At 58.7% G+C, this 11363-nt stretch carries 13 protein-coding genes and 1 pseudogene; 9 read left to right on the forward strand and 5 right to left on the reverse strand.

The annotated features are described in order from the left end of the window. Positions 1-152 precede the first annotated feature (152 nt). A pseudogene (locus tag AC5ZG1_RS42205) lies at positions 153-259 on the reverse strand (SOS response-associated peptidase); the annotation flags it as partial. A gap of 147 nt (positions 260-406) precedes the next feature. Here AC5ZG1_RS42205 and AC5ZG1_RS42210 point away from each other — a divergent pair. After that, positions 407-652 (forward strand): hypothetical protein, encoded by a 246-nt coding sequence (locus AC5ZG1_RS42210; RefSeq protein WP_496136347.1) that lies wholly within the window; start codon positions 407-409, stop codon positions 650-652. A gap of 1138 nt (positions 653-1790) precedes the next feature. Continuing rightward, complete coding sequence (locus AC5ZG1_RS42215) at positions 1791-2093, forward strand: hypothetical protein (RefSeq protein WP_496136348.1); 303 nt, start codon at positions 1791-1793, stop codon at positions 2091-2093. A 592-nt stretch (positions 2094-2685) separates the two neighbouring features. Here AC5ZG1_RS42215 and AC5ZG1_RS42220 read toward each other — a convergent pair. Then, positions 2686-2982 (reverse strand): hypothetical protein, encoded by a 297-nt coding sequence (locus AC5ZG1_RS42220; RefSeq protein WP_496136349.1) that lies wholly within the window; start codon positions 2980-2982, stop codon positions 2686-2688. A 150-nt stretch (positions 2983-3132) separates the two neighbouring features. On the opposite strand from AC5ZG1_RS42220, the gene AC5ZG1_RS42225 reads away from it, so the two are divergent. From AC5ZG1_RS42225 to AC5ZG1_RS42255, 7 genes are all read left to right on the forward strand, one after another. Then, on the forward strand, positions 3133-3876 hold the full coding sequence (locus AC5ZG1_RS42225; RefSeq protein WP_496136359.1) for a GntR family transcriptional regulator: 744 nt from the start codon (positions 3133-3135) through the stop codon (positions 3874-3876). A gap of 67 nt (positions 3877-3943) precedes the next feature. Continuing rightward, positions 3944-5587, forward strand: coding sequence for an ATP-binding protein (locus AC5ZG1_RS42230; RefSeq protein ID WP_496136350.1), 1644 nt, complete (start codon positions 3944-3946; stop codon positions 5585-5587). Continuing rightward, entirely contained in the window at positions 5584-6222 is a 639-nt protein-coding gene (locus AC5ZG1_RS42235; protein WP_496136351.1) for a response regulator transcription factor, read from the forward strand. Before AC5ZG1_RS42230 ends, AC5ZG1_RS42235 begins: the two co-directional genes overlap by 4 nt. A gap of 146 nt (positions 6223-6368) precedes the next feature. Continuing rightward, positions 6369-6734, forward strand: a complete 366-nt coding sequence (locus AC5ZG1_RS42240; protein WP_496136352.1) for a response regulator transcription factor — start codon at positions 6369-6371, stop codon at positions 6732-6734. A 173-nt stretch (positions 6735-6907) separates the two neighbouring features. Then, entirely contained in the window at positions 6908-7531 is a 624-nt protein-coding gene (locus tag AC5ZG1_RS42245) for a sigma-70 family RNA polymerase sigma factor (protein ID WP_496136353.1), read from the forward strand. Beyond that, entirely contained in the window at positions 7531-7986 is a 456-nt protein-coding gene (locus AC5ZG1_RS42250; protein ID WP_496136354.1) for an L-histidine N(alpha)-methyltransferase, read from the forward strand. The genes AC5ZG1_RS42245 and AC5ZG1_RS42250 overlap by 1 nt, the downstream gene beginning before the upstream one ends. A 29-nt stretch (positions 7987-8015) precedes the next feature. Beyond that, positions 8016-8666, forward strand: coding sequence for a TMEM175 family protein (locus tag AC5ZG1_RS42255; protein ID WP_496136355.1), 651 nt, complete (start codon positions 8016-8018; stop codon positions 8664-8666). A 635-nt stretch (positions 8667-9301) separates the two neighbouring features. Here AC5ZG1_RS42255 and AC5ZG1_RS42260 read toward each other — a convergent pair. The 3 genes from AC5ZG1_RS42260 to AC5ZG1_RS42270 form a co-directional block, all read right to left on the reverse strand. Then, the gene (locus AC5ZG1_RS42260) at positions 9302-9757 is read right to left on the reverse strand and encodes a VOC family protein (RefSeq protein WP_496136356.1); all 456 of its coding nucleotides are present in this window, start codon (positions 9755-9757) and stop codon (positions 9302-9304) included. Between the two features lie 40 nt (positions 9758-9797). After that, positions 9798-10643 (reverse strand): flavin reductase family protein, encoded by an 846-nt coding sequence (locus tag AC5ZG1_RS42265; protein WP_496136357.1) that lies wholly within the window; start codon positions 10641-10643, stop codon positions 9798-9800. Positions 10644-10721: 78 nt separating this feature from the next. After that, the coding region (locus AC5ZG1_RS42270; protein ID WP_496136358.1) for an MOSC domain-containing protein at positions 10722-11363 on the reverse strand (642 nt) is incomplete at its 5' end.

Consider the following 11363-nt stretch of genomic DNA (forward strand, 5'->3'; position numbering starts at 1 on the left):
GCGTCATGGCGCCCGTTTGAACAGAGCCGTGGCGCGATCAGGGTCGTTGGCTCGCCCTTCAAAACTTTTGCCGAGGCCGAGGCCGCCTGCACAACTATGCTAAGTTATCTAGCCAGCGAAAATTGACGCGCAGCCATTCGGCATACTCGGCCAAAGCTGTTCGCGGAAATCAAGCTCCGGTTTGCGGCTTGAGCCAGCCTCGCCAGTGCGGCGAGGACGTGTTGCGGATGTTGGGGACCGGCGGCCCGCCAGTTCGAGGATCATGGCGCCGACATGCGCTCTCGGGCCGCTCAGAAGGCCATTCGGGAGGCGGACCGTGCAGAGGCCCGAGGCCTGGTCGGTTAGCTTTGTCATTGTCCTAATTTGGCTTTCTGAACCAAGCGGGCGGCATGGCATTAAGACGTTCATGGCTGAGTCATTTGGCAACGAAGTCACGATTGTTGAAGTAACGGCCGACGACGCGGCGGCCCGCCCAAGCAGGCAACTTTGGGCAGCTGCAGCTAAACCAAGCCAGGCGCTTACCCTGGTTCTGACAGCAGTCCCGGAGGGCTGGACGGCGGAGCTTGCGACTGGACGCCTGACACGCCAGCAGTTGAAACAGCTGCGAAACCTACACCTCAAGCCTGGCGAAGTGCGCAAGCTGACGATGTAGGGTCGCCTCAGTCATCTCATTTCGGCCGCCAAGCCGCTCCTTGCTAAGTAACGATCCAATAGACCCCGCCGCGCAGCGGCAGCGCGACGAGCGCGCTGACCGCCACGACCAGCGCCCAATCCCGTTTTGTGAGCAGCATATTCAAACATCGTGATATCGCTAGGCAGCCTCACTTGGTGCCCCCCTCTTGGCGAACAACTCCGCACCGGCCGGCGTGATCTTCACGTAGGTGCCGCTCTCGTGCATCCACAGCCAGCCGCGCTCGATTGCGAGCTTAAAGTCTGCGCCCGCGACCGATTACATTCTGTTCGCCGTCGGCCAATCGCCCTTATTTTCAGGTGCCAAAACGAGACCGAGGGGCCGTTTCGGAGGGCTCCAGTTTAAAGAACGGAAGCGACCCCTTCGTGGAGACGGAGCGAGGTCCACTCCCGCTATTTCCCGGCGTCCCAACAGACGCTGTTTGCTAAGAGCGGCCAATCGCACCCCTGCGAGGTCCTGATTTTTTGGGGCAGGTATCCTAACTCGGACAGCACTTGGTGTCGTCAACGGGCTAGCTAGTGTGTTCGTTTATCGTGGGTAGCGGGCGCGCTGTTCATCCTTCTTCGCTGGTGATGCCGATTCGGTAAGGCTTGCGACGGATTTCGACCATATCGTGATCTAGTTGGACGCACACCCGCACCGTTGGTCTTCTTGGTGGCATCCTCACCTACGCTGTCGAAGCAGGCATTATTGAAACCAATCCGGGCCATGGCATCCGCAAGCCGATATTCCGGAAAGCCGAGATTTTTCGCGGGCCGTCAGCCCAGGTTGACCGTAGGGGACGTACTTTGACCGGCAAGGATCAGTTTGTGTCTCGATGTGCCAAAATCCGAATCTGCGGTTTCAATCACTTGCAGGAGCCATAGGGGACGTGCTTCGCCCAGCGCCGCACCGCCGTGCTCTCCGGGCGCTAAAGCGCGCCCTAGGCGCCGGTTATCCCACAGCAAAGTTTGTGCCTTTTCGAGGTTGACGAGGCGGTGGCGCGGGAGCGAGTCATGTTGCACCGGCTGATGAAGGGAGCCCTTATCGTCGCAGCGGACTATGCGGTGGTCTGGATTTGCATCCCGTTCGTCGCAAAGCTTGCGCCGAGATCCTGGGGGTGTCTGCGCTTCTGTTGGCGATCGCAAAGAGCGCTGCGATCGATTGGGCAGTTGATCTCATCCTGAACAACCTCGCCACGATTCTCAATTATCTCTTCGGATGTTCCATGCTGGCAGCGCTGATCTTCGGACCCATGTGGATATCTGAGCACGTTTTCCGCAATCCCTGGCGTCCCTTGCTTCAGATCATAACCTATTTAATCCTCTGGTCCTGTTCGATGCTGTTGATACTAATTTTGACTGCGAAGGCGCGAGCAAACGACGAGAACGGCGGCGATCCCACACGACCCGCTTCTGGATAACCCGTCTATGGCGAGCTTGGGCGGCTGATGGCAAGCGCAAGCGCGTGTACTTACAAGCGCTGGCCCACAATTGAAGGCCATTTGGCCACCGACACGTCGGCTCACCGGGATCGAGCGGACATCCAGCAGGATCGTCGTCGACCGCTTCCGCCCTGACTTCCCTGAAGTCGAAGTCCGGCATCATCAGTCTGATCCCCGGAGCCGCCGTCGCAGGCGACCGCGGGCAACGGCGCGCGCAGCACGCAAGGGCGAAGAGCGAAGCGTACCTTGCGTGCGAGCACGTCGATGCCAAGGAAGAGCCGAAGACCGAAAGGCGCTCGGGGGCAGACGTCCTGATCCCTGGGTGAGCCCGAGCAACTTTGATCGGCGATCAATATTCCGACTGAGAGAGGCCAACAGCCAGGCAATTGTGCAGCAGGCTGCTGCACAATTGCCGCTAAGGTCGATGTTGAGGTGTCGAACGCGGCTGCAGCGGCGTGCCTTCGTAGAGATCGCTGACAACACACCAGAAGCCGAACGCCGGGTCGAGAGTTCGGCACCGCCGCCCTTAAGGACCGAGGACTTCCAACCGGTCTCGGTCTTGAGATCCAGTTCAACCTCCATGCGGTCCTGCGCGATGACGAGAACTGCCTCGCAATGTTCGTGTGAGCGGTAAAGGTCCCTTCACGTCGATCCATTTGCGGTTCGTACCTGGCACGATCACTTCGTCGGTGTCCGACACGACTTCGGCAAGCAGATAGGCCCGCTCAACGAAGCGCTGGCCGGCCTCATAGTCAGCATCGATGACGCCAACGTCGGGCTCCGGTTTGTAGTCGCCCCTGCCGAGCTCCAATCCGGGACGCTGGATTGCGAGCACTGACGGAGCGTGCCGCTCAAGCCGGTCATTCATAAGATGTCGGTGGAGATGCGCGAGGTCTACTGGCTTTAGACGGTAGCGGACGGAGAGCAATTATTACTGCTCCCCGCAAATACGGAACCTCAACATCAGGACGTCCGTATGTCCGTTGACATCAGGACGTCGGAACGTCATAATACTGAGATGAGCTTTGGCATGGACAGTATGCCTCTCTACGCGCAAGTTGCCTCGGCGCTGGCGTCCGAGATCGCGGCCGGCTCCTTGTCGCCTGGCACGCAGCTTCCTTCGGAGGAGGGCTTGGTCGATCGGTTCGGCGTCAGTCGGGCGACCGTGCGGAAAGCCGTGGAGCGCCTTATGGCTCGCGGGCTGGTCGAAATCCGACGTGGCAGGGGCACGTTTGTCAGCGAGCCCAAGATTAGGCAAGAGCTTACAGAGCTGAGCGGCTTCGTAGAGGATATGGTCGCGCTCGGCCGCAAGCCAACAGCTCGTCTCATCGACAAGCGCCCCGTCGCCGCCGACAATACAGTCGCGCAGCGTCTCGGCCTTCCGCCGCGCACTAAGGTTTATCGGATCAAGCGCGTCCGTATTGCCGACGGCGTGGCAATGTCGTTCGATGAAACATATTTGCCGCTGGAAATCGGAAAGAAGATCGTCAAACACGACTTGGAGGCAGAACCAATCTTTGCGTTGCTCGAGGGCAAGTACGGTGTTCCTCTGATCAATGCCGAATACCAGCTGGAGGCGGTAACGGCTGATGAGCAAGTTGCCAGCGCGCTGGGCACACCGATCGGCAGTGCCGTATTTCTCATAGAGCGCACTTCATATACCGAAGGGCTTAGACCGATCGATTACGAAAAGCTCTACTACCGTGGAGACTTGATCAAATTTGTCACTCGGCTGTCTCGGCGTCCCCGTGCGCGAGCCTAGCCGAGGGATAGAGTTTTGGAAATAGCGGCCAAATGAGGATTCCGCCCGTCAGTAAGAGCGTCGCGCGATGAGACTTGAGGTAGAAACATCAGAATTGGAGCTGATCGCCAAAGCGTTTCAGACAATCTCGAAAGAGACCACCTACGAAGGTCTCGCGAAGGCTCTTCTCAACACCGCGCTCGGTTACTCGGGCATCGATCGAGGCGCTGTGTTGCTGAGCGAAAGCGGTGAACTACTCACTAAAGCCGATGCGAGCTTTCCGCGTGAGAAAGCAAGGTTCTTTGCCTCACAACCTCCGGCCAGCGAATTCCGGTTGCCAGCAGACTTCAGCGAAAAGGTGCTTACACGGCGAGAAATCGTCCTCAAGGACGATGGCTTGGAAGGGTCCGCACTGATCGAATCGGCAGAGTGCCGTCGAAGGCCGATTGCGCAGCTGTGCTTACCTCTAATTCATCGAGACAAAACAGTTGGTGTTCTGTACCTCGAATCAGAACGTAAGGAGAGATTCGCGCCGCGGCATGTCTCTGTAATTTCGATGCTGGCCTCGCAAGCTGCCGTTTCGTTTGAATCGGTGCAGCTTTTCGAAGCGCTTCATGAGACCAATCTGTGCATGGTCAAAGGCCAGCAAATCGGCCGCATGGGCAGCTACCGATGGAACACACGGACTCTGCTCTCACGGGCATCGCGCGAATGCTACCGCATGTTCGATATTGATTTTGACGTAAATCCTGTGCCGTTCGAGGTATTCAAGAGCCGCGTCCACCCTGATGACTGTCCTGCTCTGGAGGAGGCGCTCGCGGAAGTCGTGAGTACCAAATCTCCGTTTAGCCACGAGTATAGGGTCGTCCACCGAGACGGCACGACGCTGCACGTTGTTGCTGTAGGACAATTCGATGTCGGACCAACCGGCGATGTCGAATTGGAAGGAATCATTTCCGATATCACGGAACGAAAGGCTGCGGAACAAGCTCTCACGGACGCGCGGACAGAACTTGCGCGTGCCGTACGCCTAGCGTCACTGGGCGAGCTGGCGGGCTCTATTGTTCATGAGATCAATCAGCCGTTGACCGGAATCATTATGAGCGCCGAAGCTTGCCTCCGATGGCTCGAGCGAAGCCCCGTTGAGCCCTCTGAAGCCCGCAGATCCGCGCTGCGCGTTATCGAGCAGGGACGCCGGGCAAGCGATGTCGTCGTTGGCCTTAGATGTTTGGTGCGCGGCGCGCGACTCCGGTTGACCGATGTTCAAATCAACGATGCCGTCGAAGAGATTCTTCCTCTCTTGAAGAGGGACCTGGAGCGTACTGGCGTCACCCTAAGGACGGCTCTCGAAAAGTCGGTACCGACCATCGAAGGCGATCGAGTACAGCTTCAGCAGGTTGTCCTCAATCTCGTGCGCAACGCGATTGACGCGATGGCCAGTGTGACCGGAAAGCCGCGTGTTTTAAGCGTTTCCACAAAGGTTAGTGATGAAGGTGTCGCCGTTGTTATCGCGGATACGGGCGTCGGCATTGCCCCCGCGAGCAGGGATCGGCTTTTCGATGCGCTCTACACGACGAAAGGTGACGGTCTGGGCCTTGGCTTGTCCATCTGCCGCAAAATCATCGCTGTCCACGGAGGACGACTATGGATGGAGGAAAACACACCGAATGGAGCGACGTTCAAGTTCACTCTCCCGCTCCGTCAATCGGGTCCGATATCGGCAAGCAATTGAGCGTGTCATTGCCGGATTTTGTTCACGTCGTTGACGATGACAAGGCCGTTCGCGAATCAATTGGGGATCTACTCCGATCCATGGGTTACCAGGTAACGCTCCACGGATCTGCCTCGGAGTTTCTCGATGCCGAGCTGCCCGATGCGCCTGCATGCCTGCTAGTCGACGTTCGGCTACCCGGCATCAGCGGCTTGGAGTTACAGGAGTATCTGACACGCACCAATATCCGGATGCCGCTGATTTTGATGACGGGCTTCGGCGACATTCCGATGTCCGTCAAGGGCATGAAGGCAGGCGCGGTCGACTTTCTCACCAAACCGATAAGGGATCAGGATCTGATTGATGCCGTCGGCGCGGCGGTTCGAATCGACCAAGACCGGCGCCGAGAAAACGCGCAGACCGATCAACTGCGGGAGCGGTTTGCACTCCTAACCGGTCGAGAGCGGCAAGTGATGGCGCTAGTGGCGTCTGGCCTCATGAACAAGCTCATTGCGAACGAACTTTCAATTAGCGAAGTCACCGTCAAGATGCATCGCGGTAGCGTCATGCGAAAAATGGGATGCAAATCGGTGGCGATGCTCGCTAGGATAGCCGATATGCTGGACATCCAGGTGAAGCAATCAGCAGCACGTTGAGCCGGTGCAATAGCAGAGCTGACGTCCGCTCCACTGACCCCATACCAAGGTATGTGCCGATCCATCAGAACCGAGAGATTGTGACGAGGCACGCGCAAGCGCATGCTGCAGTTCCTGCTGCTACTCGGAACTGAAGGCTGCATTCGGTGACAAGCTCTCTCGTCGCAATCATCGACGATGACGAAGCGCTCTGCTCATCCCTCGTGGATCTGATGCGCTCCATCGGCTACCGCGCCGAGCCCTTTGCGTCAGCAGAGTCATTCCTGAGGTCGCTCGCACTGTCCAGTTCAGACTGTATCGTGGCTGACGTCAACATGCTCGGAATGAGTGGACTTACCCTCACACGAAAGCTGCGCGAACAAAACATCATGACACCAGTCATCCTCATCACGGCGCTCTCTGAGAAGCATTTGGACGACGAAGCCATCTCGGCGGGCGCCCAGTATCTTTTCAGAAAGCCATTCGACGCCAACGGCCTTCTTGATTGCGTCGAGAGGAGCCTGTCCAAATGAACGCCCTCCCTGATAGGATCATTGTTTCCTCGAGAGCCTCCTTGCCGCAACGTCTTGGCAGAGCTGCACAGAGATCCTCGTCACCTAGTTTCCCAGTTGGCCCGTCGCAAAAAGCGAAAACAGCGTTGCAATCCGAAAACTGGAATGATCGCTTCAGGCGATGGGGTTGGCTGATGGCCGCTGCGCAAGATGGTAATAGCCAAGCCTATGAGCAGCTGCTCAGAGAGTTAGACGTCTGGCTGCGTCGCTACTACGCGCGGCGACTTCCGCACCCTGCATCCGAAGATGCGAGGCAAGATGCGCTTCTCGCGATCCATGCCAACCGACACACATACGCATCACCGAAATCGTTCGGTGCGTGGGTCATGGCGATTGCACGTTATAAGTGGATCGATCGCATTCGCGACGCGTCTCGATTTGCCGCAGTATCGCTCGACGACGAAATACCGATCGAGGATCACGGTGAAACCGCGATCGACGCAGCCGCGGTCGACGATCTGCTTGGCCAGCTGAAACCTGCGCAGGCCAGCGTAATCCGTCTCGTGAAGCTGAAGGGGCTCAGCATTGCAAGCGCATCTGGTGCAACCGGGCAATCCGCAGCGCTCGTTAAAATCAACATCCATCGAGGCTTAAAGAAACTGGCTGCATTGGTCTCTTTCGACGTGGCAAGAACCTCTGGCAATGCGTCCAAAACCCCGACTCTGCATGGGTTGAACAATCTGGGCCATCCCTCAACCGAGGAACGAAGGGCCGCGCGACCACCAACAAGCTTCGACAGAAAATACCGGGACAGGTGATGTTTCTCTGCCAGAATGACAGGCAGTTGGCCTTTGTGAGGTCGACCCTGCATTCCGGCACGACGTGCTCCAAGGGCTCAGTACTGGAACCGCGGGCAGTACCCGCGCGATGGCTCTACGATCTGCGCGGCTCTGCACTCTTCGAAGCGATCACTACGCTTCCTGAGTATTATCCAACCCGAATCCGGAAGGAATCGTCTCGACAAGGTCGCTCGATATACCGACTTCCAATGAATAACCATGCTGACTGGTGGCGCTCCGATTCTCGAAAATGCTCTCGTCGCCGTGGAGTAGCGAGGCTACGGAAATGGTGCTGTACTGTCATGACGCTTCATCGTCGGTCGCGTTTGAGCGGCTCGGACCTTCCAGGCTCGTTCCCGTTTGTCTGCCGAAAGGGCCACTGTCACCCGCTTACGGACCAATGCCCCCTGGAGCTTGCGAGGTTCGAAGCCTAGAATGAAACTGCATAGAGGAGACAGATATCATGGCGCGAGAGCCGAAGGCGGACCGGCTGAACGCGTTTTCAGACGGAGTGTTTGCGGTCATCATTACGATCCTTGTACTTGAATTGAAAGCGCCTCACGCGTGGACTCTGAATGCGCTTGTGTCATTGTGGCCGAGTGCTGTGAGTTACGCGCTGAGCTATTTCTTCATCGCGATCGTTTGGGTCAATCACCACCATCTGTTGCGCTATGCGCATATTGCGACAGGCCGCCTGATTTGGGTAAATTTTGCACACTTGTTCTCGGTCTCGCTTATGCCGTTCTCGACTGCCTGGATCGCGGAAACGGAGCTCGCTGCAATTCCTGTTTCATTCTACGCAGGCGTCCTCGTGTTCGTGAACGCGACTTATGTGCTCTTGTGCATGGAAGCCATCGACCGGCCCCAAAATGATGAAGTGCCAGCCGACGCCCGAAAGATGATGCGCGTGCGCTCATTCATAACGCTGGGGCTCTTTACATCGGCTGCACTTGTAGCGCTTGCATATCCGATCGGCGGCATGGTTCTGATTTGTGTCTCCCTGTTTGTCTATCTCCGTCCAGAGGTGCGTACCGTCATGTCAACACACGACCAATCGGACATGAGCCGAAGCGACCGATCGCCAGCAGATGTTGCGAGACCACCAATCGCCTAGTACGCTGTTATTCTCGTTTGAGCCGCGGACCGAGGGCCCGCCGATAGGCGACGAATGCTTAAATTGAGTGCTAGAAGATTGGTTTAGCCTTCTGAACCAATCGCCAAAATGGTCAAAGCCAGTTCGCGTAGAGAACTCTGCAATAGGTCGATGCGTCGGCTCTCGAGAGCAGAGCGGACGAAGATCGCAACCACGTCCGGATGACTTCTTGTGCCTAATTGCGGACGTTTTCGCGTGTTTGGACGAGGTCCGCGTGGGCTGGTCGAATATGTTCACCGGTGCGTTGCGGGCGAGTGCACCTCTCGAGGCGCGCCGGCCGTCCAATCCCAACGCGGTCGCGCGCGGCGCCGGCATCGACCCGTGCGACTTTCACGAATCCGGCACGCCAATGGGCGGCTGGTGCTCGAAGCGTTCGATACGGTCGCAAGCGGACCGAACGCGATCACGGGCCGATCACCCCTGGCGAGCTGCTGGCCGCGCTCGAGAGGCATCCCCGAAGCGGTGGATATGACGCACTCCCAGTGCAGCCTGGTGCAAACTGGGGCGACGGTGATCCATCGCCTCGGGCGAAAAGACTCTGCGACGGAAACCTTGAGCATCGCAACGATGCTTGGGACCGAATCTTCGCAAATGCATCAGAACTTGCGGTAACCCCGCTCCTGCAGCACCCAGCGGTTGCCATCCGGGTCGGAGAAGTCGGCGAAGCTGGCGTAGTCCTTGCGTGGGAGGTCAAGCCCGGGTGCGAAACTTCCGTCCCAGGCATCAACGGGCGTCTTGTGGCGGATTTCGCCAACTGCGACCCCGCGTTCGAGCAGGCGGCTCCGCGCTGCCTCAAGGTCGGTGACGACGAGATAGATGTTGCGAAGTGATCCGGCGGGCGCGTCGGTGAGCCCGCTACCGATCTGTATCGAGCAGCCGGAGCCTGGCGGCGTGAGCTGCACGACGCGGAAGGCGTCGTTCGGCGAATAATCAACGTCGAGCGTGAAACCTACCTGGTCGACATAAAACCGGAGCGCTCGATCGACATCGCTGACCGGCAACGTGATCACCTCGACTGAGAACTTCACGACCGCTGTGCTCGTTGTGTTCATGGCGCTGACCTCGTCTTCGCGTCTGATATGCGCGCGGGATTTACAAATCGACGACGACATCACGAACCGGTCGTGAGCAGCAAACCAGAACGTTGCCGTCGGCGGGCTTCTCGAGCGGCTCCGGTCCATAGGCGACCGCGCCCGAAACCAAACCGCTTTCACAGTTGTGACAAACACCGGTCCGGCACGACCAACGAACCGGCACATCGCATGCCTCGGCCAGCTCCAAAATGCTCTGATAGGCTGACGCGTCCCAGTGTGCGATAACGCCACTTCGCGCGAACGATATCAGGGGACCGGTGCCGGCGTCATCCCGCGGTGGATGAGGCGCTCGCATCGTGGCGCCGACGATGCCGGGAGTCATCGGCTCGCTGCCGTTGAAAATTTCGACGTGAAGGCGCTCCGGCGGCACGCCAAATGCCGCGAGCGCGGTTTTCATGTCCGCCATGAAGCGAACAGGGCCGCAGAGATACACATCCGCCTCTCGCGGAACGCCGACCGCGTCAAAGACCGATTGCGACAGATGACCGGTTGCGTCGAAGTCCTCGCCGATCTTATCGCCCGACCCCGGCCTGCTGTAGCAAACATAGCTGCGGCTGCGGGTGAGCCCGAGCATGAGGCCGCGGACTTCGGCGGCAAACGGATGATGCTGTCGGTCGCGAGCCGTGTGCAGCCACACGACTTGACGTGGCGAGCGGGCCTCCGCCAGCGCGTGCAGCATCGCTAGAACGGGCGTCGCTCCGATTCCCGCGCTGAGCAACACCACGGGCTGCTCCCCGGACTTCAGAATGAAGCTTCCACGCGGTGAGCTGACCTCGAGAACATCGCCCACCTGGAGATGCTTCCGCAGGTAGGTTCCAGCCGCACCATTCGGCTCGATCTTCACGCTGATCCGATAGCGCTCCGTCGAGGGGGAACCCGAGAGGGAGTAGCTGCGAAAGAGTGGCGGGCCGCCGTCGTTCGGTCAAAGACGCAAGACGACGTACTGACCTGGCAACGCTGGTGGCAGCGGCCGACCATCCGGATCCTGCATCGACAGGGAGAGGACGTCCGCGGACTCCTGATCAACCGCCACGACGGCGAGTGGCCGAAATCCTGGTGCGGCCGGATGCGCGGCGGCTGCCGGCGCAAGCCCCGCGTTGCCACTCACCACGGCAGTCGTTTGGCTCTGCAGCAATGCCTCGAACGACGCGCGCCACCCAGGCGAAAGCGCCTCGATGCGCAAGGCGCGCTCCAATCGGTCGCGCGCATGATTGGGCGAATAGAGAAGCGCATTGATCTCTGCCACGGTCATGCGCTCATTCGCCTCTCCCGCCTTCACGATTTCGTCGCGGGCGCCAACCTCCCCTTCCCTTAGGACGCGGAAATAGAATCCCGGCCGTCCGCTGGACGTCAGCAATGCCGGCATCCGTGGCTCGTTCATCCGAATGCCCACGCGATAGCAGGTCACGCGAGGCTGAGTGACCTCGAACAGCGCAGTGCCGATCTGATAACGATCGCCGATGCACACGACGTCGTCAGGCAACCCGTCGATCGTGAAATTCTCGCCGAACTGTCCGTGGACGAAGTCGGTCCGGTTCAGTTGATCCTGCCAATGGCGATACGA

This window comes from Bradyrhizobium sp. Leo78 (assembly GCF_059512425.1).